This is a genomic window from Gordonia westfalica (genome assembly GCF_900105725.1).
Taxonomy (GTDB): Bacteria; Actinomycetota; Actinomycetes; order Mycobacteriales; family Mycobacteriaceae; genus Gordonia; species Gordonia westfalica.
The window spans coordinates 677,389-701,362 of sequence record NZ_FNLM01000036.1 but is presented as its reverse complement, the minus strand read 5'-3'; the positions used below and the strand labels follow the sequence as shown (position 1 = coordinate 701,362).

The following is a 23,974-nucleotide window of genomic DNA, read 5'->3' as shown; positions in this document are numbered from 1 at the left end:
GTAGACCCCATGGAGTTCATCCTCGAGGACATTTCCGAAGACGAAGTCGCACGTCGACGCGACGTCTACACACCTCTGACCGACACCGTGCGCGACCTCGTCGACGCCGTGATCCGCACCGAGGTGGGCGAGGATGCACTCGCCGACGCCCGGCAGCGGATCGCCGCGATCGTCGCCGACCTGCGCTCGGAGCAGATGGACGGGCCGTACGGCGTCCGGCATACCCGGGAGAACACCGGCATGGCGTGGGGAAACGCGGTGATCGGGGTCCGCAACGCGCTGGCTCCACCGCTCGACGTCGAACACGTCGACGACGGGGTGCGCAGCGAGTTCACCCTGGGCGCCGCCTACGAAGGACCGCCGGGGCAGGTCCACGGCGGGGTGTGCGCGATGCTCCTCGACCATCTCCTCGGCAACGCCGCCAGCTACGAGGGCGCCTGCTACACCGGCACCATCACCCTCCGCTACCTGCGACCGACGCCGCTGGGAACGCTGACCGCGCGGGCGTGGGTCACCGAGGAGACCGGCCGCAAACGCATCGCCCGCGGCACCATCTCCGACGCCGAGGGCGTGACCTGCGAGGCCGAGGGCGTCTTCATCGTCCCGCGCTCCGCGGTCGGCGGCCCCGCGGTGCGCTGGTCGGCAGGCTGACGCGGATGCGCGCCGCGGTCACCGCCACCGACGGGTTCGAGATCGTCGAGGTCCCCGATCCGACGCCCGGGCCCGGCGAACTCGTGCTCCGGGTGGCCGCGAACGGCGTCTGCGGTTCCGACCTGTCCACCGCGCCTTTCCTGCCTCCCGGCACGGTGATGGGTCACGAGTTCGCCGGCGAGGTCGTGGCCATCGGCCCGGCCGACCCCGGCTCCGGCTCCGGCTCCGACGAGGCGCCCGGATTTCGCGTCGGAGATCACGTCGCGTCGATGCCCGTGAGGGGCTGCCACAGATGTCGTGCCTGCCTGACCGGCGACATCGCCCGATGTCCGGCGGCACGCACGCTGGGCTTGGGCGTGCTGCCCGGGGCGCTCGCCGAGTTCGTCGTCGTCGGTGCCGCCGAGAGTGTGCGGGTGGACGGCGCCGACCCGGTGGACGGCGCCCTGGTCGAACCGCTCGCGGTCGGCCTGCACGCCGTGCAGCGAGCGGGGATCGAACCCGCGGACCGTGTCCTCGTGCTGGGCGCAGGCCCGGCGGGAACCGCTGTGCTGCATTGGCTGTCGCGTGGCGTCGCCGGCGAGGTGGTCTGCTCCGATCCGTCGCCCGGTCGTCGAGCAGCGGCCCTCGACGTCGGCGCATCCGCGGCCCACACACCGGAATCGCTGACCGAGCAGATCCGGGACGGATTCGACGTCGTGATCGAATGCGTCGGCAAGCCCGGGATGATCGCGGCGGCGCTCGATGCGGTGCGCACGCACGGCCGCATCGTCGTCGCCGGCGTGTGCCTGGGTGACGACCGTTTCATGCCCGTCGCCGGCATCGTCAAGGAGACGTCGATGCACTTCGTCTCCTACTACACGAAGTCCGAGTTCCGCACCGCCGCCGCCGAGCTCGACCGGGGCGCGGTGGGTTCGTCGACCCTGGTCAGCGAGATCGTCGGACTCGACGCCGTGAACCGGGTGTTCACCGAGCTGTCGGGACCCAATGACCAGCGGAAGGTGCTCATCTCGCCCACCGTCGGGTGACCGGCCGACGTGTCCCGCGTCCTCCGCCGGGCGTACCGTCGTACGGGTGAACACAGCCGTTCCGGAAGCTCCCGTGCCGTTCAGCTCCGACGAGGCCGATCGCGTCCGCGCGGTCTGGCAGGACCTCGACCTGCCGGGCATCGTCGACGTCCACACGCACTTCATGCCGCGTCCGGTCATGGACAAGGTGTGGGCGTACTTCGACTCGGCGGGCCCGCTGGTCGGACGCGAGTGGCCCATCACCTATCGCGCCGACGAGGACGTCCGCGTGTCGACGCTGCGCGAATTCGGGATCCGCGCCTACTCGTCGCTCGTCTACCCGCACAAGCCCGACATGGCGGAGTGGCTGAACGGCTGGGCGAACGACTTCGCCGCCAATCACGAGGACTGCCTGCACACCGCGACCTTCTACCCGGAGGAATCGGCCACCGCCTACGTCTCTCGTGCGATCCAGGCCGGGACACGGGTCTTCAAGAGCCACATCCAGGTCGGCGACTACTCCCCCATGGACTCGCTGCTCGACGGCGTGTGGTCGCAGATCGCCGACTCCCAGGTGCCGGTCATCATCCACTGCGGGTCGGGTCCGGCCCCCGGCCGGTACACCGGACCGGAGCCCATTCGTGCTCTGCTGCACAGGTTCCCGTCGCTGCCGCTGATCATCGCGCACATGGGCATGCCCGAGTACGAGCCGTTCCTCGATCTCGCGCAGGAATACCCGAACGTGCACCTCGACACCACGATGGCGTTCACCGACTTCGCCGAGGAGCTCGCCCCGTCCTCCGCCGAGCTGCGCGCCCGCCTCGCCGACGCCGGGGACAAGGTGCTGTTCGGCAGCGACTTCCCCAACATCCCCTACGGCTACACGCATGCGCTCGAGGTCATCACCGGCCTCGACATGGGCGACGACTGGCTGCGCAATGTGTTCTACCGCAACGGTGCTCGCCTGTTCGGCCTCGGTCAAACGCGGGAGTGACGATCCGGGACCTGGGGGACCCGCGACCCACAGGATCTGAGAAGGACCGGCCGGCATGCGACCCTGGACGAGGTCGCGCACGCCGCCTTGAGCCTCCTGGGCGAGCACAGTGGCGCTATCACCGAAACCACCCTCAACGTCGACGGTGGATCGTCGCCGTACTGATCCGCCCCGTCGAGCGTAGGTTTCGTTCACACGTACGAAATCCCGAAGCCGGGCTCTGATCACCACGTAGTGTGCAATCCGTCGGCGAATCCAGCCCGCGGTTCGCTGACCGCCTCCACTGAACGAGAAAAGGTCGACGATGACACGCGAACTGACCCGCACGGGTCTCCCGATCATCTACAACCCCGGAGAGATGCACACTTCGGTGAGGTCGGCCGAGTCCACGCGTGCACCGAAGGCGTCGGAGACGACGGCGGCTGCAATCGTCTCCGACATCGTCAGTCTCGGTCTGCGCCGAGGGGATCGGCTCCCGGCGGAGAGCGACATGCTCGCCAACTACTCGGTCAGCCGCGAGACCCTGCGTGAGGCGCTGCGCATCCTCGAGGTCCAGGGGCTGATCACTCTCAAGCGCGGCCCGGGTGGCGGGCCCTTCGTGAACGCACTCAACGCCTCGTACCTGGCGCGCACCGCCACGCTGTACTTCCACCTCGCCGGCGCGACCTACGACGAGGTCTTCGACACCTGGAAGATCCTCGAGCCGCCGCTGTCGGCCAAGGTGGCCCGGCTCGAGGACCGCAAGCTCAAGGAAGCCGCCTTCGCCCGCTTCCTGGAGTACGACGTCGACGAACACGAGGCGAGCGAGATCTTCAGTGATCTCAACGATTTTCACGGCGTGATCGCCGAGCTCACCGGGAACCGGGTACTCACACTGCTCACCCAGGCGATCGACCACATCGTCGTCGAGCACGTCCTCGACGCGGGTCGCGACACCGTCGCCGAGGACGACGCGATGAGCCACGACCACGCCGACATCGCCAAAGCGATCATCGCCGGCCGCCCGCGAAAGGCCGAGACGCTGATGCACGACCACATCAGCGAGGTCGTCGAACGGTTCCGGGAGCGCCACCCGGAACGGTCCGACGAGCTCGTCCAGTGGATGTGAGCTACTACAGCACCTGAGACAGGAAGGTGCGCAGGCGATCCGACTTCGCGTCGTCGAAGACCTGTTCGGGGTCACCGGTTTCCACCACGGCACCGTGGTCCATGAACAGCACGTTGTCACTCACGTTGCGCGCGAAGCCCATCTCGTGGGTGACGACGACCATCGTCATCCCCTCGGACGCGAGATCGGCCATGAGCGCCAGCACACCCTTGACGAGTTCGGGGTCGAGGGCCGAGGTCGCCTCGTCGAAGAACATCACCTCGGGTGTCATCGCGAGGGCCCGCGCGATGGCGACGCGCTGCTGCTGACCGCCGGACAGGCGTGCCGGCCGTACGTCGGCCTTCTGGGTCAGTCCGACGATCTCCAGCCGCTTCAGCGCGACCTCGCGGGCCTCGTCCTTGCTGAGCCCCTTGAGTTTCCGGGGCCCGAGGGCGACGTTCTCCACGACCGTCTTGTGCGGGAACAGGTTGAAGTGCTGGAACACCATGCCGATTCGGCGGCGCAGCTCGTCCGGGTTGTCCTTGAGGACCGACCGGCCGTCGAGCAGGATGTCACCCTTGTCGGGCTCGTGCAGGCGGTTGAGCACCCGCAGCAGCGTCGACTTGCCCGATCCCGACGGACCGATGACGGTGGTCGTCGTACCGGCGTCGACCTGGATGTCGACGCCGCGCAGCACGTGATGTTCGGCGAAGGACAGGTGCAGGTCGGTACCGGTCAGCGACACAGCTTTTCGTGTGGTGGTGGCAGGCATTGCCTATCCCTTCTCGACGACGGTGACGGGCAACGGATCATCGTGGACATCGGCCGGCCTACCGGTACGGAGGCGACGGTCGATGTAGTTGACCAGGTGCGTCAGCGGGATGGTCAGGACGAGGTACATGATGCCCGCGGCGACCAGCGGAGACAGGTTTCCGGTCTGCGCGTTGAGGTCTCGGCCGACGGCGAACAGTTCGCGCTGGCTGGCGAGCAGTCCGAGGAAGTAGACCAGCGAGCTGTCCTTGATGAGGCTGATGAACTGGTTCATCAAGGCCGGCAACACACGTCGCACGCCCTGGGGCACCACGACCAGCCGCATGGACTGACGATAGCTGAACCCGATCGCGCGGGACGCCTCGAGCTGGCCCTCGTCGACGCTCTGGATACCCGATCGGAAGATCTCGCCGATGTAGGCCGCCGCGAGGAGCGCCAGGGCGACCGCGCCGAGCCAGTACGGGTTGTTGCCGGTGATCCCCTTGACCACCGGCCCGACGCCGAGGCCGACGATCAGGATGACGACCACCGCGGGCAGACCGCGGAAGATGTCGGTGTACACCCGTGCGGGCCACCGCAACCAGCGGGAGCGGGAGATGCCGCACAGCGCCAGGATCATGCCCAGGATGGTGCCGAGCACGCCGGACACCACCGACAGGATGAGCGTGTTGACCAGGCCGGTCTTGATCAGTTCCGGGAAGGACTTCTCGTACAGGTCCCAGTTGAAGAAGGTGTCGCCGAGCTGCTGGAGCGTGGACTTGGGCTTGGTGGCCTCGGTGGGGCCGGCGTTCTCGGCGTTCTCGGCGGCGATCGCGGCGATGTCGGGGAGTTCGGGTTCGGGAGCTGCCTTGCTGCCCGGCTTCCAGCCCTCGGGCAGTTCGCGCGGCACCCAGTCGACGTAGAGCTCGGCGTAGGTGCCGTCGGCGATTATGGCGTCGAGCCCGGAGTTCAGGGCCTCGACGAGCTTCGGCTTGTTCTTGCCGACCGCCCACGCGACGAAGTTGTTGACGCTGAAGGTGTTCTCGACGATCGCGGTGCCGTCGCCCTCGCGGACGGCGCCTTCCGCCTGTTGCGACGGCGCGACCCACGCGTCGACCTGGCCGCTCTTGAGGTTGGCGTAAGCGGTTGCGTAATCGGGGAACTTGACCGGGTCGAGTCCGAGGGTGTTGACGACGTAGTCGTCCTGGACCGTGCCCTGGACGACGGCGATGCGGGTCGAATCGGAGAGGTCCCCGAATCCCTTTATGGAACCGTTCGTGGGGGCGACGAGAGAGAAGTAGCCGAAGTCGTAGCCATTGGTGAAGTCCACGGTCTTGCGACGGTCGTCGGTGGTGGTGATCGACGACGACCCGACGTCGAACCGGTTGTTCGCGACCTGCGAGAGCAGACCGGCGAACTCGGTGCCGTTGAACTCGATCTGCAGACCCAGCTTCGCGGCGATGGCCTTCATGAGTTCGTTGTCGAAGCCGGTGAAGTTGCCTGCGCTGTTCACACAGATGCTGGGCCCGGCGTCGGACAGCGTGCCGACGGAGATCTTGCCCGGCGCCAGCAGTTCGAGCGCACCGATGTCGATCTGGTCGATCGGCGTCGTGTTCGGGGTGGTGTATTTGTCCTCACCGCCCTGTTCCGCGGCAGCCAGGTTGACCGGCGCCGCCGATGCGGACGCGAGCCCCGCCGGGGCGCAGCTGTCTTCGGGGGCGGCGTGCGCCGGCGCTGGTCCGCCGAGGATGGTCAGCATCCCGACGATGGCGGCCGTCAGCGCCAGCGCGAGGATTCGAACCACGCGCGGAGCGGCTCGATGAGCGCGAGGAGATCGGTGGTTGGACACCACTCGGACCCTAGCCCGACCCCGCGGTCACGTCCCAAATTTTTGCTCACCGGTGAGCGTAACCCCACTGAACTGGGGTTATATCTCCGAGCCGCCGGGGCAGGTGACACGGATCGGTACGGCCGGCCTCACTGAGGGCTGGCGAGACCAGTCCGCGTACGCAGGTGTGGCGATTCGTATCGTTGGGCGATACGAATCGCTACATCTGGTCTCAGCCCCGCGCAGCGATCCGCGCCTGGACCTCGGGGCGTCGGAGCGGGGGAACCGTCTTCGGCGGTTGACGACGCTCGGGCAGGGCGTCGAGCAGGGTGCGGGTCGCTGCGGTGACGGCGACCACCGCGGCCTCGAAGGCCTCGGCGTTGGCCGGCGACGGGTGCCGCACGCCGCTCACCTTGCGGACATACTGCCGCGCGGCCGCCTCGACCTCGTCGGCCGTGGCGGGCGGTTCAAGTCCGCGGAGTTCGGTGATGTTGCGGCACATGGCGGTTCCCTTCGCAGGTGGGGTCTCCTGCGGTCGTCGCCGGCCGGGCCGATGTCCTCAGTCGCCGATCTTGACGACCGCCTTACCCAGAATCCGCCCTTCGGCCAGATCGGTCAACGCCTCGGGCAGCTGATCCAGCGAATAGGTGACGTTGACCTGCGGGGTCATGCCGTCGGCGATCATCTGGCTGAGCTCCTCGTGCAGCTTCGCCGGAAGGTTCAGCTCGGGATGGGTGCGCACGTACTCGCCCCAAGCCGCGCCGACGACGGCGATGTTGCGGAAGAGAACGCGGTTGAGCTTCACCGTCGGGATGCCACCCGCGGCGAAGCCGACGACGACGTAGCGTCCGTCCGGCGCGACCTGGCGCAGCGCCTCGTCGAAGACCTCACCGCCGGACGGATCGATCATGACGTCGACACCCTTGGGTGCGACCTCCTTGAGCTTGTCGCCCCAGCCCTCTTCGAGCTGCACGATCTCGTCGGCACCGGCGCTCCGCAGCAATTCCTCGGCACCCTTGCGGTGCACGATGGCGACAACCTTCGCGCCCATGGCCTTGGCGACCATGATCGACGCGGTACCGACGCCGCCGGCGGCACCCAGCACACCGACGACCTCACCCGGCTGGGTATGTGCGCGGGTCTTCAGCGCGAACAGCGCGGTCTGGTAGTTGATGCCCATCGCCGAGCCCTGCTCGAAGCTGAGCCCCTCGGGCAGCGGCAGCAACTGCTCCGGCGCCGCCGCCACCTGCTCGGCGAAACCGCCGACGATCGAGGCGACGAGGACCTTGTCCCCCACCTTCACCGACGATCCCTCGGGAGCCGACCGCACCACGCCCGCGACCTCGGTACCCGGGGTGAACGGGGTGGGCACACGGAGCTGGTACTTCCCCTGACTCATCAGGAGGTCCGGGAAACACACCCCGCACGACTTGACGTCGACGACGACCTGGCCGTCGGCGGGCGTGGGGTCGGGAACCTCGGTCAATTCGAGTCCGGAAGGGCCTGTCTCTGCACTGAGTACCTGAGCTTTCATATCGCTCACCCTACGCGGCGCCCCTCACACACCCGATAGGATCTGTGCCATGTCACAGTCCACAGCGCCGTCGCCGAACGCCCCCTCCCCCGAACGCCGCCGAGTCGCCGACGAGGCACCCGGCTTCATGCCGCTCGACGAGGCGCAGACGCTGTTCGAGATCGCCGGAGAGTATCTGTCACAACCGGATTCGACGAAGGTCGGCGTGGAGATCGGCACCTACTGCGGTAAGTCCACGGTCTTCCTCGGTTCCGCGGCCGAGGCCAACGACGCCGTCCTCGTCACCGTCGACCACCATCGCGGCTCCGAGGAGCACCAGCCCGGCTGGGAATACCACGACGAATCGCTGGTCGACCCGCACACCGGCACGCTCGACACCTCGGCACGTTTCCGCCGCACCATGTTCGACGCCGGACTCGAGAAGACCGTCGTCGGACTCCTCGCACCGTCGACGGTCGCCGCCCGTGTCTGGGGCAAGCCCGCCGACTTCGTCTTCATCGACGGCGGTCACAGCATGGAAGCCGCCCAGAACGACCTCGACGGCTGGGCTCCGTGGGTACGCATCGGCGGTGCCCTGCTGATCCACGACGTCTTCCCCGATCCAGCCGACGGCGGACGGCCGCCCTACGAGATCTATTGCCAGGCGCTGGAAACCGGCCAGTTCACCGAGGTCCGGGTGGAGGGCTCGTTGCGAGTGCTCCGACGCGACTCCGGCGAGGTGGGAGCACCGCTGACGCCGAAGGTCTGACTCGGCGGGCCAGGTATTCCCGCTGGACTGTTTCCTTTCCGCTTATTGTGCTCAATTGGCGGGAAGGAAACCGATAAGCGGGAACGTCTACTACCGAACGCCGTTGCCAGCACCAGGATCTGCGCGATTGTGCGTCGGACGGAATTGTCGGTGCCCGATCGTATGGTGTTGGCATGGCTTTCGAGTTCGACACCATCGACCCCGTCGGGGATTCCCTGACACCGGTGTCGACGTGTTCGGCCCGCTGGCCGGATTGTCGGCCGAGGCACTCGTCAGCACCGCCGCCTACTCGGCATCGATGAACGCGGCCAACACCTGCCGCACCCTGATGGCGGCCAGCCTGCTCCACGAACAACGCGAAGAGGACTACCTACACCGGCGCAGCGAACTGCACTCCGGCCGAGCGAACTCGATCAACGACCTACTCGATACGACGGCCGACGCCTTGGCCGGTGGTGACCCGTATACGGAATACGGACCCAACGGATTCGAACAGGCCACCGCCGAACTCGGTGCCGCACTGAACGTCACCGCCGCCGAAGCGCGCGACCTCATCCGCACCGGCGACGCGATGCGCTACCGACTCCCGCTGACCGGCACCGCACTGGCCTGCGGACGAATCGACCTGGGCCGATTCCTCATCGCACTCAAGCGCACCGACTTCGTCGATGATGCCACCATGCCAATCGTCGACGCACACCTGGCCGAAGCGATCCTGGCCCGTGAACCGATGTCGACCACACGATTCACCGCACTGGTCGATCAGATCGTGCACAAACATGCTCCCGACGCGGTCCGCCGACGCAACGACCACGCCACCCGCGACCGCGGAGTCACCATCCGACCAGACCGGTTCCAACCCGGCCAGTCCCGCCTCGCCGGCCACCTACCCCACACCGACGCCGCCGCACTCAACGCACAACTGACCGCCATCGCCAACAGCGTCCACCCCCGAGATGGACGCACCATGAATCACCCCAGGTTTGATACCGCTTCCTTCTGAGTCAGGAAGGATGAGCACATGCCTAAGAAAATCGACCCGGAGGTCCGTTCGAGGGCCTTGCGGTTGCTGGAGACCCACGGCGGCGAGTACACGTCGTTGACTGCCGCGGCCGAAGCGATCGCCAAGCAGGTCGGTGTCGGCGGGGAGACGGTACGTCGATGGGCCGTACAAGCCCAGATCGATGCCGGCGCCCGCTCCGGGACCACTACGAAGGAGTCCGCCGAGATCAAGCGCCTCAAGGCCGAGAACAAGCAGTTACGAGAAGACGTTGCCATTCTGAAAGCAGCGACAACTTTCTTCGCGGGGGAACTCGACCCCCGCAACCGATGATCGTGGCGTTCATAGATCAAATGCGCGCCAACGGGTTTGCGGTCGAGTCGATCTGCCGGGTCCTGCGTGGGCAGGGCTGCCAGATTGCCGCACGAACCTACCGGGCATGGCGATCACGCACGCCTGCCGCACGGACGGTCTCTGATGCCCACGTCGTCGATGCGGTGCGCACTGTCGTCTGGCGCACCGGTGACGACGGCCGGCGGAAGATGACTCCCGAGGGCCTCTACGGGCGGGTGAAGATGCGCGCCCATCTGCATCGCACAACTCTGCCTGGGGTGTCCTATGGCGCCGTTGATCGAGCGATGAAAGTGTTAGGCCACCAAGGAATTCGACGGTCGAAGGGAGTCCGAACGACCGTCAGATCCGCTGATGGTGTCCGCGCGGAGGATCTGTTGAACCGACAGTTCAGTGCTGCCGAACCGAACCGGGTTTGGGTGACCGATTTCACCTACTGCCGGACCTGGGCTGGGTGGGTGTATGTGGTGTTCATCATCGACGTGTTCTCCCGTCGAATCGTGGCATGGCATGCCTCGACATCGAAGTCGGTGGAGTTGGTGACAGTCCCGCTTCGGATGGCACTGTGGCAGCGCAATCGGGAAGGGCATCCGGTGAAAGCTGCTGAGCTTATTCATCATTCGGATGCCGGAAGTCAGTACACATCGGTTACACTGACTGAGCGTCTGCGACTCGAAGACATCGCAGCGTCGATCGGATCGGTCGGGGACGCCTACGACAACGCGCTGGCCGAGTCGGTGAACGGCTTGTACAAGACCGAGTGCATCCGGACCACGATCTTCCACTCCGGCCCGTACCGGACGATCTCCGACGTCGAGTTCGCGACCGCTGGTTGGGTCGACTGGTACAACAACAGCAGGTTGCACTCGAGTATTGGCCAGATTCCCCCGACCGAGTTCGAAACGCTCCACTACGCTGGCCTCGGCCCCGAGGACCAGCCCACATTGGAGGCGGCACAAAACCTAGGGTGATTCACCATCGCTCAACGCCGCGCCGATGCCCTCCTCGCCCTGGCCCACGGCACACGAACCCTGATCTGCCAGTGCCCCGACTGCACACCCGCACCCGCCGAGCACGACCTCGACACCCCTACACCCGACGACGAGCCCACCGATCACAACGAACCCACACCCACGCCGGCCGAAACGGCCACCGCCGCAATCGACTCCGACACCGCCACCGAACCGGATGCCGCTCCCGAACCGGATGCCGAATGCTCGTGCAGCTGTACCGGTTGCGGTGCGCCCTGCCCGACTTTTCACATCATCGGCAATCTGACCACGCTGATGGGTCTCGACAACGATCCCGGCATGCTCGACGGCCACGGACTCGTCGACGCCGACACCATGCGCCGCCTGCTCGCCGAGGCCCACCGCATCGTCGTCACCACCGGCATCCGCGACGAACCCAGCGACGCCGACGCCCAGGCCGCTGCAGCCGCGACCCGGTACGTCCCCAGCCGCAAACTCCAATCCCTGGTACGGGCCGGGGAACTGTGCTGCACCTTCCCCGGCTGCAACCAACCGGTATGGGCCGTCGACCTCGACCACACCCACCCGTACGACCACCGCAACCCCGACCGCGGCGGAAAGACCAGCGAGCGCAACCTCAAACCGTTGTGCCGGTTCCACCACCGCATCAAAACCTTCGGAAACTGGCGCGACCACCAGGACGACTACCTCGCCGTGTGGTTCGAAGCCCCCACCGGACACACCTACCTGGGCAACCCGTTCACCGGACGAGACCTGTTCAACTCGCTGAGAACACAACCACCCGATCACCCCGCCCGGCAACGCCTCGCCGACGAGCGCACCGCCCGCACCACAACTCACCGTCGACAACTCGACGAATGGGACACAGCCAACCCACCTCCCTTCTGAAGCGGAGCACATGGGTGGGTGGAGGCTGAGCTCGCTAATCAGGGAGCGCAGCGTCCAGCATCGCCCGCGCTTTTCCGAGGACGTCGGGATATCGCTTGAGGTGGGCGCCACCGTTCACGTCGAAGGCCGCGCCGGTGATCCACCGCGCCTTGTCGGAAGCGAGAAAGACGATGGTATCGGCGATCTCGGCGGGTTCGCCGCTGCGTCCGAGCGGGGTGTTCTCGATGTACTCGTCGGTGAGACCCGGAACGAATCCGATGCCCTCGGTCAGCGGGGTCTCGACCAGGCCCGGCGACACCGCATTGACCCGAATCCTGCGCTCCGCCAACTCCATCGCGGCGACCTCGACGAGCATCAGCACACCCGCCTTCGACGCGCAGTACGAACCCATCCCGGCGCCCGGTTGCCGCCCGTTGAGTGATGCGATGCAAGTGATCGAACCACCGTCGGCGATCCGACGGCCGGCGTGTTTGATCACCAGGAACGTACCGGTGAGGCAGACGTCGACGGTGTGACGCCAGGCGCTCAACTCGAGTTCGGTCAGGGCGCCCGGATCGGACAGTCCGGCACAGTTCACCACGGTGTCGAATTCCCCCACCGCGTCGAACGCCGCGATCACCGACTCCTCGTCGGTGACATCGACCCGCAATGCGCGGACCGTGTCACCCCGCTCGGCCGCGACCTTCTCGGCACGGTCGACGTCGACATCGGCGACGACGACCTCCACTCCTTCGGCCGACAGCGCGTCGACCGTCGCGAGCCCGATTCCCGACGCCCCGCCGATGACGATCGCGCGCTTCACCGAGCGCTCACCGCCTCGGCGGCGAGCTTGCGGTTGAGGAACGAGATCGCATGGCCCACACACGGTTCGAACCAATCGTTGCCCTCGAAGACGTCGAAGTGATCGCACGGGTAGTGCCGCACCTCGGCGCGTGCCTTGAACGCCGCCTTCGCCGCGGCGTGAGGAGGTGCGGCCGAGTCGTAGTCGGCGATCTGGACGAGCACCGGGGCGTCGAGCTCGTGGACATGTTTGTCTGCCCGGAACCCGCCGATCTCCAGACCCACCGACGCATCGACCTCGTTGCGCCACGATGGTCCGGCGATCGCCAGGTAGCTCTCCAGGAACCCGGGAGCGGTCAGTGCCGCATCACGGTCCCCGGGCTTGCCGACGACCCGCATCATCTTCGGGCCGCGCCCCAGCTTCGACGACACCGCACTCGCCACCGCCGACGCGGTGGAACGCGCGATGGCCGCACCCCCGACCTGGTTGTAGGCGACGCGACCGGCCGCCAGCCCGTTGACGAGTGGGATCACCGAGATCACCGCCGCGATGTCGGTACGGCCGCCCGCGACCGTCAGCGCGTGGCCGCCCGATTGCGAAACGCCCCAGAGGATCACCCGATCCGGATCGACGCCGGGTTGCTGCTTGGCGGCCACGATCGCCGCCCGGTAGTCGTCGGCCTGGCGCTCCAGCGAGATCTGCTGTCGCGGTTGCCCACCAGAGAGTCCGAAACCGCGGTAGTCGAAGGCGAAGACCGCGAGACCCGCCTCCGAGAATCGCTGCGCGAACGGTGCGAGACCCGAATCCTTGGTGCCCGCGAATCCGTGCGCCATCACGACGACGGGGCGTTTGCCGTCGATCTCGAAAGGCGAGCTCGACGAACCGGCGAAGAACCAGGCGTCGCATTCGGTGCCCGCCGACGGGAAACGGACGGTCTGCGCTCCGGACGGTGTGGTCATGCGGTGGCCTCCGAGGTGGTTGCGGCCGGGACTGTCTCTGCCACGCCCGGCCAGGTCATCGGCCCCTGCGCCTGCGCACGGCGCCGGCCGTCGGGAATCTCCTTGGTACGCATGTTGTGTTCGTAGAGGTAGTGGTCGAGCTGCTGCGTGTGCCGCGCGCTCTGCACCATGTGACCGGTGAAGAACTGCGTGTCCGCAGCGATCGTGTCCCGCATCTCCGCGATCGATGGCGGCCGGTAATGACCGGTGGCGTACGCACCGATCAGGCGGGCCTGGCATTCGACGAACGGGAACAACGTCGGGACCGCCTGTGCGAAGCCGGCGAACACGAGATCGTCGATGCCCGGGTAGAACATCCGCTTGTACAGGTCGATGCGGTTGTCCGGCGCGCTGATGAAGTCGGGATCGAAGAACGGGAAGGTGATGTTGTATCCCGTTGCGTAGATGATGATGTCGAAGTCGTCGGAGCTGCCGTCGTCGAAGTGGACCGTCGAACCGTCGAGTCGGCTGACGTTCGGTTTCGCGATGACATCGCCGGAGCCGAGTCGCAACGGCAGTTCCACCGACTGCGTCGGATGTGCCTCGAAGAACTTGTGATTCGGCGTCGGCAGACCGTAGTCCTCGGGACGGCCGGCCGTGACCGGCTGCATGATCTGGACGAACTTCCGCTGCCACGACATCGGGATGTGGGGTGAGGTCTTGTAGTACTTGTCCGCGGGCTTCCCGCCGAAGTACTTCGGCACGATCCAGGCACCGGAACGCGTCGACAGCGTCAGCTTGTTGTCGAGAGCCTTCGACGACAACTCGACGGCGATGTCGGCCGCACTGTTCCCCAGACCGACGACGAGAATGCGCTTACCCGAGAAGTCATGTGGCGTGCGCGGATCGATGTAGTGGTGCGCATGCATCTCGATACCGTCGAACTCGCCCGGGAAGTTCGGGAAACGCGGATCCCAGTGATGACCGTTGGCGACGACGAGGAGATCGAAGCGGCGTTGTTCGCCGTGCTGGGTCTCCAGCTCCCAGCCACCGCCGTCGAGTCGTCGTGCATGCTCCACGCCGTTGGTGAACTCGATCGACGAGGTGAGATCGAAGGCCTCCGCGTAGGCGTCGAGGTACGCCTTGATCTGCGTGTGATGGGGAAAGTCGGGGTAGTCGTCGGGCATCGGGAAGTCCCGGAACGACAACTGGTGTTTCGAGGTGTCGATGTGCAGCGACCGGTACGCGCTGCTGTGACCGTTCGGATTGCCGAACGCCCAGTTGCCGCCGATGCGGTCGGAGCTCTCGAAGCAGGTGTACGGGACGCCGTAGTCGGTGAGCATCTTGCCTGCGGTCAGACCGCTGATCCCGGCGCCGATGATCGCGGTGGTCGGTAAACGCACGCTGCCCCCTCTGGACAAACCTCAGTGATGATCAAACATCGCGTGTAGACACAATCTGGTTAGTGTCTACACGATGGCCGGGGCCGTGTACACAGATTCCGCGAACTGTCTACGGTCTTGTTAGTCTTCGCCGGAGCACGCATGACAGACAGGCACCCCAGACGACGAGCGACGCAGGAGAACCCGTGACCGAGACAACCACCCCGTCGGTCCACGACCGGTTGCTCGACGCCACCGAGAAACTGCTGGCCGAGAAGGGCATTCGCGCGACCACGATGCAGCAGGTCGCCGAGTCGGCAGGGGTGTCGCGCGCATGGCTCTACCGGCACTATCCGGACAAACCGTCCATGGTCGGGGCGACCATCGTCCGGCTCACCGAATCGTTCTGGCGAGACGCCCGGGCGGCGCTCGACGACCTCGACGACCTCGCCGGCCAGCTCACCGCCGGCGTGCGGATCGGGCGCGGCGCCTACGACGACCCCGGAACCCTCCTGATGCGGCTGCGCACCGAGGAGCCGACGGAGTTCGCCGAATGCGCCGGCGTCGGCGTCGTGAAGCTCGTCCCCGACCTCGCCGGTTTCTGGTACCCCTACGTCGAGGCAGCCGCCCGACGCGGCGAGATCCATCCCGGACACGACCTCCACGAGGCCGCGGAATGGGTTGCGCGCGTGCTGATCAGCCTCGGCACGTCACCGGGCGAGACCATCGACATCGACGACGCCACGCAGGTCCGGCGCCACCTCGACCGGTTCGTGATGCCCGGCCTGCGCACCGACCCCGCCAGCGGAATCGAAACCGGCACATCAACCGCTGGTTGAATAGGTCCGAGACGGCGGACCGAGGACCGTATCGAAACCCGCACCACCGAACTGTACGGCGACTGGTTTCGATACGACTCGTCGCAGGCTCCTCGCCTACTCACTCAACCAGCAGGGGCCTCTAGATCTACTGACCCCGGGACGTTGGGGCCGCCGTCGGCGAGTCCGCGTGGAAACAGATCGGCGCCGATCCACGGTTCGGTGGCTACCGACAAAGACCGACCGGCAGCTCCCGATCATCGAGCTGACAGCCAAATAGCCACAGCCCCACCCTTTTTCGGCAAACCCACCACCCCCGAAGGTGGTGGGTTCGCCGAAAAAGGGTGGATGTGCCGGACGTCAGGCCGCAGCCACCTGCCGAATGGTTCGGTGATCAGGCCTTCGAGGAACGCGGCGCCACCGACGATTCCGCAGCTCAACGTGTGACGAGTGTTCCGCGGAACACTCATGCCGGGCCGGCGCACGCTGTTGACCCGACCCCGACTCCGCACCAGCGAACTTCCGCGCTACCCCGTACCCGACCTGGCGGGTCGAAACAGCTAAACTGCCGCCGGGACGAGACCCAGCTTCCCGGACAGCTTGGCGAGGTACCCGGTGGCACGTTCCACGGAGTCGTCGGGAAGGCCGTACAGCACGGTGGTGACACCGAGCTCGCGCCACTTCTCCAGCTTCTCCGCGACCGGCTTGAAGTCGAGGACGACGATGTCGGGCTGACCTTCGCGACCGGCGTCGGACCAGATCTGCTTGAGCAGTGCGACGGAGCCCTCGATGTCCTCTTCGCCCGGCGTGGTGATCCAGCCGTCGGCGCTGCGGGCGATCCACTTGAAGTTCTTCTCGTTGCCGGCCGCACCGACCTGCACGGGGATGTGCGCCTGCGTCGACTTGGGCCAGGCCCAGCTCGGTCCGAAGTTCACGAACTCGCCGCTGTACTCGGCCTCTTCCTGCGTCCACAGGGCCCGCATCGCCTCGAGGTATTCGCGCAGCATGGTCCGACGCCGCTTCGGCGGCACGTTGTGATCGGAGAGCTCGTCCAGGTTCCACCCGAAGCCGACGCCGAGAGTCACCCGACCGTCGGAGATGTGATCGAGGGTGGCGATGGTCTTGGCCAGCGTGATCGGGTCGGACTGCACCGGCAGCGCCACAGCGGTCGCCAAGCGGATGCGTTCGGTGACGGCGGCCGCGGCGGAGAGCGACGTCCACGGGTCGAGGGTGCGCATGTACCGGTCGTCGGGCAGGGTCTCGTCACCGGTCTGCGGGTGCGCGGCGTCGCGACGGGTGGGGATGTGCCCGTGCTCGGGAACGTAGTACGACGCGAAGCCGGCATTCTCGATCAGCGGCGCCAGGATGTGCGGCTTGAGGCCGCGATCGCTGGTGAACTGCACGATTCCGAAATCCATGAGGCCTCCCCGGGCGCCGTTGCGTACCGCCTCGACAGAACCGGACGGTTGACTGGACACCAGTCTAGGTGATGGGCGCCACAGAGACCAGGGGTTTGCCCTTCGAGGCTCGTCGCTTGCGCTCCTCGCACCTAGTAATAGCTGGAAGGGCTGGTAACTGGGACATCCTCCTGTTGTGGTCGTAAGGGCTTGGTTATCCCAACCACAAAAGGAGGATGTCAATGTCTCAGGCTAGTCGTTTGAGTCGAGGAGACAAGCGTCGTAACGATCGGATCAGTCGATTCCGTGGCATCGTGCGGCGCGACTACGCGGTCGTCGCGATCGATCTGGCCGCGAACAAACAAGTCGTGGCTGTCACCGATCACGACTCCCGCATCGTGGCACGCAGAACCTTTCACTGTGCGCCACGGCAGTTGGCCACCGCGATCGAGTGGAGCCGCACCCATGCCACCGCTGCCGGGTTCGCCGGCATTGTCCTCGCGTGTGAGCCGACCGGGCATCGCTGGAAAACGGTGCGCGACCTTGCTGCTGCGGTCGGCGTGGCGGTGGTGTGTGTCCAACCGATCGCCGTCGCGCGGGCTCGTGAGACCGAAGACTTCACCCACGACAAATCCGATGACAAAGATGCTCTGCTGATCGCGCGATTGACCACTCAACTCCACATCTATCTGCCCGAGCCGGCCGAGGAACAGTGGACCCGGCTCCGTCACCTCGGCGTGCGCCGCGCTCAACAACTCACCCGCCGAGGCGCAGCACGCCAACAAGTCCGCGACATGCTCGACAGTGCCTGGCCGCACGCCCTCGACTGCGCCCGCCGGCCGCTGGACTCGGCGACCTGGCTGGCCACGATGGCCGTGAGCGGCTGCGACCCGACCGCGGTGACCTCGCTGGGAGACCGCGACCACGCCGCCACCCAGTTGCGTGAACGGGTACGCACCGAACTGCCCCACTGGGGTGCCCGCCGGATCAACAACCGCATCCTGACCGCGATCATCGACACCGCCTTCGACATTGGTAACCAACCGATCGAGGCCGGGGCGCTGGAACGGGCCCACTACGCCCTCGGCGACTACCAGCACGCCGCCACACAATGCGACACCGCCGAAACCCACATGCTCGCCGTCCTCACCGACCTCGGCCTGGACGAGTTGGCCGGTTCCATCCCCGGCGTCTCCAAAGTGTCGGTCGCGGCGATCCTCGCCGAAACAGGCAACCTCGCCCGCTTCGATTCCGCACGCGCGGTAGTCAAACACGCCGGCCTGTGCCCCCGGGAAAACTCCTCCGGCGCCTACCGCGGCACCACCACCATCAGCGGCCGCGGCCGACCACTGTTACGAGTCGCGGCCTGGCGAGCGGCGTTCGCCGCACTCACCCACAACGAGGTCTACGCCACCCGCTACCGACACCTGACCAACCGAGAAACCAGCACACTCAAACCCAACCAAGCCCGGGTAGCCATCGCCGCAGCACTGCTCCGCCAACTGTTCGTCGTCATCACCACCGCCACCCCGTGGAACCCCGACATCGCCGCCGGCCGTACCCGACCCGCAGAAAGGACCGCCGCCTGACCCTCACCCCTTGCGACCGGGACAAGCTCGCCGCACCTTGGGAACAAACCCGACCCTGAGCCTGAGCAGTCCCCGCCCGGCGTGAACCAAGCTCGAATGAAGGCTGTTGGGTACCAACCCGTTTGCCCGCTAGGTAGAGCACACGCCCGGCATCGACCCCGGCCGATCAAACCTCAACCCCGCCACACACCCGCAGCCACCCAGGCCGACGGGACACACCCCCACGCCCACACCCACCACAGGACCCAATTGACACAACCCTCATAGGCTGCTCAGGGAGCGACGGGGACGCTTGCGCTCCTCGCACCTCAGGGAGCGACGGGGACGCTTGCGCTCCTCGCACCTCAGGGAGCGACCCGGGCGCTTGCGCTCCTCGCACCTCAGGGAGCGACCCGGGCGCTTGCGCTCCTCGCACCTCAGGGAGCGACGGGGACGCTTGCGCTCCTCGCATTCCAGGGAGCGACGGTCCGCCTAGGGCGCGACGGCCAGCCGCTGCCGCACGTCGCGGAAGATGCCGTTGGCGACGCTGGTGCGACTCACGGCGTCGGCCGCCAGGACGACGGCCGCGGAGGTCCAGCAGCTCTTCTCCACCGGCCAGCGCTTGCCGTCGGCGAAAACCAGTCCGGTCCAATACGATCCGTCGGGATCGCGCAGGTGCTGGATGGACGCGATGAGTTCGATGGCGTCGGCGGTGTCCCCGAGGGAATCGAGAGCCAGTGCGAGCTCACATGTTTCGGCACCGGTCACCCACGGGCGGTGGTCGACGCACCGGACACCCTTGCCGGGGACGACGAACTCGCTCCAGCGGCGGGCGATCAGCTTCTGCCCCTCCTCGCCGCGCACCGCGCCACCGAGGATCGGGTAATACCAGTCCATCGAATGCTCGGACGGGGGCGTGAAGATCTCCCATTCGGCGTCACGAGCGGTGTCGGCACGGATGGCGTCACCGAGCTTGGTGTGCGCGGCGATCCAGGCGTCGTCGGGCTGGTCCATCTCGCCGGCGATCCGGATCGCGCAGTCCAGGGCCTGGAAGATGCTGGCATTACCCGTGATCAGTGCTTCGCCGAACATCGCGCCGGTGCGGTGGTCGCCACCCCACCGGAACGCGCCGTCATCCCGCTGGAAGCGGAGCACGCAGTCGATGGCCGACCAGACCACCGGCCACATCCGTTGCAGGAAGGCCTCGTCGCCGGTGATCAGGTAGTGATGCCAGACCCCGACCGCGATGTAGGCACAGAAGTTGGAGTCGGTCCCGGCATCCTCGACCTTGCCGCACACGGTGCGGATCGGCCAGGAGCCGTCGGACCGCTGCTTACGCCGCGACCACTCGTATGCCGCTTCGGCTTCGGCATGAAAGCCGGTCACCGACAACGCCATCGCCGATTCGATGTGATCCCAGGGATCGGTCTGTCCGCCGGGGAACCACGGCAGTGCACCGGATTCCTCCTGCATGCCGACGATCGCCGCGCCGGTGGCGCGCATCTGCTCGGCGGTGACCACTCCAGGGACAGCCGGAGCGGCCGTCATGAAGACGCAGCAGTCTCGGGCTTACGGAGATACAGGGCCACGGACTTGCCGATGATCGGGTTGAGCACCTGCTCACCCACACGGGTCAGCCACGGCTTGCTCATCATGTCCCAGACGAGCAGCTGATGGTAGCCCTTGACCAGCGGATTGTCGTTGTTCTCCACGCCGACAGCGCATTTCAGCCACCAGTACGGTGCGTGAAGAGCGTGAGCGTGATCGGTTCCGGTGACCTCGAGGCCCGCAGTGCGCAGCTTCCCGGCCAGTTCGGACGCCTTGTAGATGCGGACGTGTCCACCCTCGACCTCGTGGTACTCGTCCGACAGGGCCCAGCAGACCTTCTCCGGCCAGTACCGCGGCACCGTCACGGCGGCCACCCCACCGGGCTTGAGGACGCGGACCATCTCGCTGATCGCGCCCTCGTCGGTCGGGATGTGCTCCAGGATCTCGGACATGAGGACCACGTCGAAGCTGTTGTCCGCGTATGGGAGACGCAGTGCGTCGCCGACCTCGGCGCGCGCCTTGGCCGAGGCGGGCACATGCCCTTCGGCCGTCATGGCGTCGAACATCTCCGCGACATCGGCCATGTCGCTCTCCGACATGTCGAAGGCGATGACATCCGCTCCGCGGCGGAACATCTCGAAGGAGTGTCGTCCCTGACCCGCCCCGATGTCGATCGCCTTGGTGCCCGGGCCCACGCCCAGACGGTCGAAATCAACTGTCAGCACTCGATGTCCCTTCTGTTGCTCGCCGGTGTCCGGCCAGCACGGTTTCGTAGTGAGCCGCCGTCTTCGCGGCCACCGCTGCCCAGCTGTAGTTCTCCTCGGCGCGGCGCCGTCCCCCCGAGCCGAGACGAGCCCGCAGCTCGGCGTCGTCGAAGAGCCGTCCGATCGCCTGCGCCAGGCGCCCGGAGTCCCTCGGCGGCACCAGCAACGCGGCTTCCTCGCCGGTGCCGACGACCTCCGGGATCGCACCGGCGCGCGTCGCGACGAGTGGTGTTCCGCAGCTCATCGCCTCGACCGCCGGCAACGAGAAACCCTCGTACAGCGACGGCACACAGGCGACCTCGGCCGAGGCCAGGAGCTCCGCGATCTCGGAGTCCTCGAGTCCCGAGACCACCGACACCCGATCGCCGATGGCCAGATCTTCGATCATCTTGGCAGACGGTCCATTCGGGTCCAACTTGGACACCAGTACCAGTTTCACGTCGTCGCGTTCGGCGGCGAGCTTCGCCACCGCCTCGAGCAGGTACGACACACCCTTGAGCGGCGCATCGGCGCTCGCGACACAGACGATCCGACCCGGCACGCGTTCGGCACGGGGCGTGAAGATCTCGGTGTCGACGCCGAGCGGGATCGTCGTGATGCGGCCCGACGGGATGTCGAAGGCCTTGCGGATGTCGACCTCGCTGCTGCGGGACACGGTGAGCAGCTCCGGGATTCGGCGGGAGACGCGTCCCTGCATCCGCAGGAAGGAATGCCAGCGCCACGCGGTGATCTTGCGCCAGCCCTTGGCCGCCCGCACCGCGAGGGTGCGGTCACGGGTGATCGGGTGGTGGATCGTCGCGATCAGCGGGAAGCCCGCCTTCTGGATCTCGAGCAACCCGTAACCGAGACACTGGTTGTCGTGCACGATGTCGAAGTCGTCGCGCCGGTCCTTCAGCAACCGGGCGACCCGGAGACTGAAGGTGAGCGGCTCGCCGAAGCTCGCCGTCCACATCGACCCGACCTCGAGCAGGTCGATCCAATCGCGGTACTCACCCAGCCCCGGGGTACGGAACGGATCCGGCTCGTCGTAGAGACCCAGGCTCGGCACCTTTGTGATCGTGACCCCGGCGTCGATCGCCGAGGAGTCGAGCTCCGGATACGGCTGCCCCGAGAAGATCTCGACGCTGTGCCCGAGGAGCGCGAGCTCACGGGAGAGGTGCCGGACGTAGACGCCCTGTCCACCGCAATGAGGTTTGCTGCGGTAGGACAGCAGCGCAACCCGCACGGTTACTGCGCCCCGGCGGTTGCGGCCGCCTCGAACTCGGAGATGCTGACGAACTTCGCACGCGTACGGCCGGCCGACTTGCCCGCCGACTTCTCGGCCGCGTCGATCGCCTTCCACCCGGCGAGGTCGATGCGGTGGGCACCGCGATCGGCGACGAGTGCGGCGACGTCGTCACGCGGGGTCGACGGGTCGTCGAAGGCCGCGGCGACGAAGTCGGCGATCACCGCCTGCGCGGTCTCCTGACCGCACAGACGGTTCATGCCGATGCCGCCGGTCGCTCCGCGCTTGATCCAGCCGGTGACGTACAGCCCCGGCATGACGTCGCCGTCGGCGGAGACCTGGACGCGCCCCTCGGAGTTGGGCACGACGCCGCGACCCTCGTCGAAGGGGAGATCGGTGACGGGGACGCCGCGGTAGCCGATCGCCCGCAGCACCAGCCCGGTGTCGAGGTCGAACCGCTCGTCGGTGGCTTTCACGGCCACCCGTCCGGCGGCATCGGCGTAGGCGTTGCGCACGCACGTCAGGGTAGTCACTTCGCCGTCACCGGCAATTTCCACGGGAGAGGTCAGGAAACGGAACACGATGCGCTTGTTGCCCGGCGTCCGCGGCCGTTCGGCGAACTCGCGGGCCAGCCGGATCTTGGTGGCGATGGTCGAGTCCAGCGTGTCGTCGGACAGTGCCGCCTCGGTGGCCGGATCGAGGACGAGATCCTCCGGATCGATGACCACGTCGACGCCCTCGACGTCGCCGAGAGCCAGGAACTCGCTGTTCGTGTACGCGGCTTGGGCGATGCCTCGCCGGCCGAGCAGCACGACCTCGTCGATGTTCGATTCACGCAGTTTCGCCAGGGCGTGGTCGGCGATGTCGGTCTTGGCCAGGTCGTCCGGGTCGGTCACGAGGATGCGCGCGACGTCGAGCGCTACGTTGCCGTTCCCGACGACCACCGCACGCTCGGAGGACAGGTCCACCTCGAGGTCGGCGAAGTCCGGGTGGCCGTTGTACCAGGCGACGAACTGGGTGGCCGCGACGGAGTTGCGCAGGTCCTCCCCCTCGATGCCCAGGCGCTTGTCGGTCGCCGCGCCCACCGCGTAGATGACCGCGTGGTAGCGGACGACGAGTTCGTCGTGACTGATGTGCTTGCCGACCTCGACGTTGAGGTAGTAGTCGAAGTTCTTCTTGGCGGCGACCGACGCGAAGGTCTTCTCGACCCCCTTGGTGGCCGCGTGATCCGGGGCGACACCGGCGCGCACCAGGCCGTACGGCGTGGGCAGCCGGTCGAACATGTCGACCTTGACGGCCGGCTTCCGGACGAGTTCCTCGGCGGCGTAGAACGCGGCCGGACCGGCGCCGACGATCGCCACGTGCAGTTCCTTGTCGGGCAGCGGCGGCGACTTGCGCGGCGGGACCAGCCCGCCCTCGACGTCGTGGTCCTTGTAGTAGTCCGCATTGATCTGCAGGTACGGCTCGTCGCGCTCGGTGAGCTGGTCGTCGGGGACGATCGCCTCGACCGGGCACTCGTCGATGCACGCGCCACAGTCGATGCAGGTCTCCGGATCGATGTAGAGCGCCTCGGCGGTCAGGAACTCCGGCTCGTCCGGCGTCGGGTGGATGCAGTTCACCGGACACACGCTCACGCAACTGGCGTCGTTGCAACATGGGCGGGTAATCACATGCGCCATCTGCTGTTTCCTCGTAATCCAACACGTAGAACGTGTTCTAGTTTCGG

Annotated in this window: 22 protein-coding genes and 1 other annotated feature; of the genes, 10 read left to right on the top strand and 12 right to left on the bottom strand. The window is 66.8% G+C overall.

Features of this window, described 5'->3' with window-relative positions; all coding sequences use genetic code 11:
- Positions 1–9 precede the first annotated feature (9 nt).
- From BLU62_RS29480 to BLU62_RS29465, 4 genes are all read left to right on the top strand, one after another.
- Positions 10–651 carry a PaaI family thioesterase gene (locus tag BLU62_RS29480; RefSeq protein WP_074854021.1) on the top strand — a complete coding sequence of 214 codons (642 nt, stop codon included), beginning with the start codon at positions 10–12 and terminating at the stop codon, positions 649–651.
- Between the two features lie 5 nt (positions 652–656).
- Positions 657–1,676: an alcohol dehydrogenase catalytic domain-containing protein gene (locus BLU62_RS29475; RefSeq protein WP_074854020.1), complete on the top strand. Its 1,020-nt coding sequence runs from the start codon at positions 657–659 to the stop codon at positions 1,674–1,676.
- A gap of 46 nt (positions 1,677–1,722) precedes the next feature.
- A complete protein-coding gene (locus BLU62_RS29470; protein WP_074854019.1) occupies positions 1,723–2,649 on the top strand; it encodes an amidohydrolase family protein in 927 nt (308 codons plus the stop codon).
- Between the two features lie 304 nt (positions 2,650–2,953).
- Complete coding sequence (locus tag BLU62_RS29465; protein ID WP_074854018.1) at positions 2,954–3,757, top strand: FadR/GntR family transcriptional regulator; 804 nt, start codon at positions 2,954–2,956, stop codon at positions 3,755–3,757.
- A 4-nt stretch (positions 3,758–3,761) separates the two neighbouring features.
- Here the strand turns inward: BLU62_RS29465 and BLU62_RS29460 are convergent, their stop codons facing one another.
- The 4 genes from BLU62_RS29460 to BLU62_RS29445 all read right to left on the bottom strand — a co-directional run bounded on the left by BLU62_RS29460 (position 3,762) and on the right by BLU62_RS29445 (position 7,848).
- Positions 3,762–4,508 (bottom strand): amino acid ABC transporter ATP-binding protein, encoded by a 747-nt coding sequence (locus tag BLU62_RS29460; protein ID WP_074854017.1) that lies wholly within the window; start codon positions 4,506–4,508, stop codon positions 3,762–3,764.
- A gap of 3 nt (positions 4,509–4,511) precedes the next feature.
- Entirely contained in the window at positions 4,512–6,245 is a 1,734-nt protein-coding gene (locus tag BLU62_RS29455; RefSeq protein WP_244278452.1) for an ABC transporter substrate-binding protein/permease, read from the bottom strand.
- 301 nt (positions 6,246–6,546) lie between these two features.
- Positions 6,547–6,816: a DUF2277 domain-containing protein gene (locus BLU62_RS29450; RefSeq protein ID WP_006358618.1), complete on the bottom strand. Its 270-nt coding sequence runs from the start codon at positions 6,814–6,816 to the stop codon at positions 6,547–6,549.
- A gap of 57 nt (positions 6,817–6,873) precedes the next feature.
- Positions 6,874–7,848, bottom strand: a complete 975-nt coding sequence (locus BLU62_RS29445) for an NADPH:quinone oxidoreductase family protein (RefSeq protein WP_074854016.1) — start codon at positions 7,846–7,848, stop codon at positions 6,874–6,876.
- A gap of 49 nt (positions 7,849–7,897) precedes the next feature.
- On the opposite strand from BLU62_RS29445, the gene BLU62_RS29440 reads away from it, so the two are divergent.
- The 4 genes from BLU62_RS29440 (at position 7,898) to BLU62_RS29420 (ending at position 11,827) form a co-directional block, all read left to right on the top strand.
- Positions 7,898–8,596, top strand: coding sequence for a class I SAM-dependent methyltransferase (locus tag BLU62_RS29440; RefSeq protein WP_074854015.1), 699 nt, complete (start codon positions 7,898–7,900; stop codon positions 8,594–8,596).
- A 232-nt stretch (positions 8,597–8,828) separates the two neighbouring features.
- Positions 8,829–9,599, top strand: a complete 771-nt coding sequence (locus BLU62_RS31995; protein WP_425284625.1) for a DUF222 domain-containing protein — start codon at positions 8,829–8,831, stop codon at positions 9,597–9,599.
- An 18-nt stretch (positions 9,600–9,617) separates the two neighbouring features.
- A protein-coding gene (locus BLU62_RS29425; protein WP_099047828.1) for an IS3 family transposase occupies positions 9,618–10,918 on the top strand; the annotation gives its coding sequence in 2 pieces (ribosomal slippage) (positions 9,618–9,891 and positions 9,891–10,918; 1,302 coding nt in all).
- Positions 9,890–10,021: a sequence feature (AL1L pseudoknot), on the top strand. Its footprint overlaps the gene before it by 132 nt.
- Positions 10,919–11,233: 315 nt before the next feature.
- Positions 11,234–11,827, top strand: coding sequence for an HNH endonuclease signature motif containing protein (locus BLU62_RS29420; protein WP_244278434.1), 594 nt, complete (start codon positions 11,234–11,236; stop codon positions 11,825–11,827).
- Between the two features lie 34 nt (positions 11,828–11,861).
- Here BLU62_RS29420 and BLU62_RS29415 read toward each other — a convergent pair whose 3' ends face one another.
- Genes BLU62_RS29415 through BLU62_RS29405 form a run of 3 tightly spaced genes read right to left on the bottom strand, consistent with a single transcriptional unit; the run spans position 11,862 to position 14,949 of the window.
- Positions 11,862–12,629, bottom strand: coding sequence for an SDR family NAD(P)-dependent oxidoreductase (locus BLU62_RS29415; RefSeq protein ID WP_084811967.1), 768 nt, complete (start codon positions 12,627–12,629; stop codon positions 11,862–11,864).
- Complete coding sequence (locus tag BLU62_RS29410) at positions 12,626–13,567, bottom strand: alpha/beta hydrolase (protein WP_074854014.1); 942 nt, start codon at positions 13,565–13,567, stop codon at positions 12,626–12,628. The genes BLU62_RS29415 and BLU62_RS29410 overlap by 4 nt, the downstream gene beginning before the upstream one ends.
- Positions 13,564–14,949: a flavin-containing monooxygenase gene (locus tag BLU62_RS29405; RefSeq protein WP_074854013.1), complete on the bottom strand. Its 1,386-nt coding sequence runs from the start codon at positions 14,947–14,949 to the stop codon at positions 13,564–13,566. Before BLU62_RS29405 ends, BLU62_RS29410 begins: the two co-directional genes overlap by 4 nt.
- Before the next feature lie 185 nt (positions 14,950–15,134).
- Here BLU62_RS29405 and BLU62_RS29400 point away from each other — a divergent pair, with 185 nt between their 5' ends.
- Positions 15,135–15,767 carry a TetR/AcrR family transcriptional regulator gene (locus tag BLU62_RS29400; RefSeq protein ID WP_074854012.1) on the top strand — a complete coding sequence of 211 codons (633 nt, stop codon included), beginning with the start codon at positions 15,135–15,137 and terminating at the stop codon, positions 15,765–15,767.
- A 539-nt stretch (positions 15,768–16,306) separates the two neighbouring features.
- Here the strand turns inward: BLU62_RS29400 and BLU62_RS29395 are convergent.
- Complete coding sequence (locus BLU62_RS29395) at positions 16,307–17,164, bottom strand: LLM class F420-dependent oxidoreductase (RefSeq protein ID WP_074854011.1); 858 nt, start codon at positions 17,162–17,164, stop codon at positions 16,307–16,309.
- A 239-nt stretch (positions 17,165–17,403) separates the two neighbouring features.
- On the opposite strand from BLU62_RS29395, the gene BLU62_RS29390 reads away from it, so the two are divergent.
- The gene (locus tag BLU62_RS29390) at positions 17,404–18,732 is read left to right on the top strand and encodes an IS110 family RNA-guided transposase (protein ID WP_159441570.1); all 1,329 of its coding nucleotides are present in this window, start codon (positions 17,404–17,406) and stop codon (positions 18,730–18,732) included.
- A gap of 471 nt (positions 18,733–19,203) precedes the next feature.
- Here the strand turns inward: BLU62_RS29390 and BLU62_RS29385 are convergent, their stop codons facing one another.
- The 4 genes from BLU62_RS29385 to BLU62_RS29370 are packed head-to-tail and all read right to left on the bottom strand — an operon-like array spanning position 19,204 to position 23,927.
- Positions 19,204–20,259, bottom strand: a complete 1,056-nt coding sequence (locus BLU62_RS29385; protein ID WP_074854010.1) for a prenyltransferase — start codon at positions 20,257–20,259, stop codon at positions 19,204–19,206.
- Positions 20,256–20,984: a class I SAM-dependent methyltransferase gene (locus tag BLU62_RS29380; protein WP_074854324.1), complete on the bottom strand. Its 729-nt coding sequence runs from the start codon at positions 20,982–20,984 to the stop codon at positions 20,256–20,258. The genes BLU62_RS29385 and BLU62_RS29380 overlap by 4 nt, the downstream gene beginning before the upstream one ends.
- Positions 20,971–22,248, bottom strand: a complete 1,278-nt coding sequence (locus BLU62_RS29375) for a glycosyltransferase family 4 protein (protein ID WP_074854009.1) — start codon at positions 22,246–22,248, stop codon at positions 20,971–20,973. The genes BLU62_RS29380 and BLU62_RS29375 overlap by 14 nt, the downstream gene beginning before the upstream one ends.
- Positions 22,249–22,250: 2 nt before the next feature.
- Positions 22,251–23,927 (bottom strand): FAD-dependent oxidoreductase, encoded by a 1,677-nt coding sequence (locus BLU62_RS29370; RefSeq protein ID WP_074854008.1) that lies wholly within the window; start codon positions 23,925–23,927, stop codon positions 22,251–22,253.
- Positions 23,928–23,974 lie beyond the last annotated feature (47 nt).

Coding starts and splice junctions, on each gene's coding strand:
- BLU62_RS29450 (WP_006358618.1), bottom strand. CDS start 6,816: ATGTGCCGCAACATCACCGAACTCCGCGGACTTGAACCGCCCGCCACG.
- BLU62_RS29395 (WP_074854011.1), bottom strand. CDS start 17,164: ATGGATTTCGGAATCGTGCAGTTCACCAGCGATCGCGGCCTCAAGCCG.
- BLU62_RS29385 (WP_074854010.1), bottom strand. CDS start 20,259: ATGACGGCCGCTCCGGCTGTCCCTGGAGTGGTCACCGCCGAGCAGATG.
- BLU62_RS29460 (WP_074854017.1), bottom strand. CDS start 4,508: ATGCCTGCCACCACCACACGAAAAGCTGTGTCGCTGACCGGTACCGAC.
- BLU62_RS29480 (WP_074854021.1), top strand. CDS start 10: ATGGAGTTCATCCTCGAGGACATTTCCGAAGACGAAGTCGCACGTCGA.
- BLU62_RS29445 (WP_074854016.1), bottom strand. CDS start 7,848: ATGAAAGCTCAGGTACTCAGTGCAGAGACAGGCCCTTCCGGACTCGAA.
- BLU62_RS29370 (WP_074854008.1), bottom strand. CDS start 23,927: ATGGCGCATGTGATTACCCGCCCATGTTGCAACGACGCCAGTTGCGTG.
- BLU62_RS29455 (WP_244278452.1), bottom strand. CDS start 6,245: ATGCTGACCATCCTCGGCGGACCAGCGCCGGCGCACGCCGCCCCCGAA.
- BLU62_RS29410 (WP_074854014.1), bottom strand. CDS start 13,567: ATGACCACACCGTCCGGAGCGCAGACCGTCCGTTTCCCGTCGGCGGGC.
- BLU62_RS29420 (WP_244278434.1), top strand. CDS start 11,234: ATGGGTCTCGACAACGATCCCGGCATGCTCGACGGCCACGGACTCGTC.
- BLU62_RS29465 (WP_074854018.1), top strand. CDS start 2,954: ATGACACGCGAACTGACCCGCACGGGTCTCCCGATCATCTACAACCCC.
- BLU62_RS29475 (WP_074854020.1), top strand. CDS start 657: ATGCGCGCCGCGGTCACCGCCACCGACGGGTTCGAGATCGTCGAGGTC.
- BLU62_RS29440 (WP_074854015.1), top strand. CDS start 7,898: ATGTCACAGTCCACAGCGCCGTCGCCGAACGCCCCCTCCCCCGAACGC.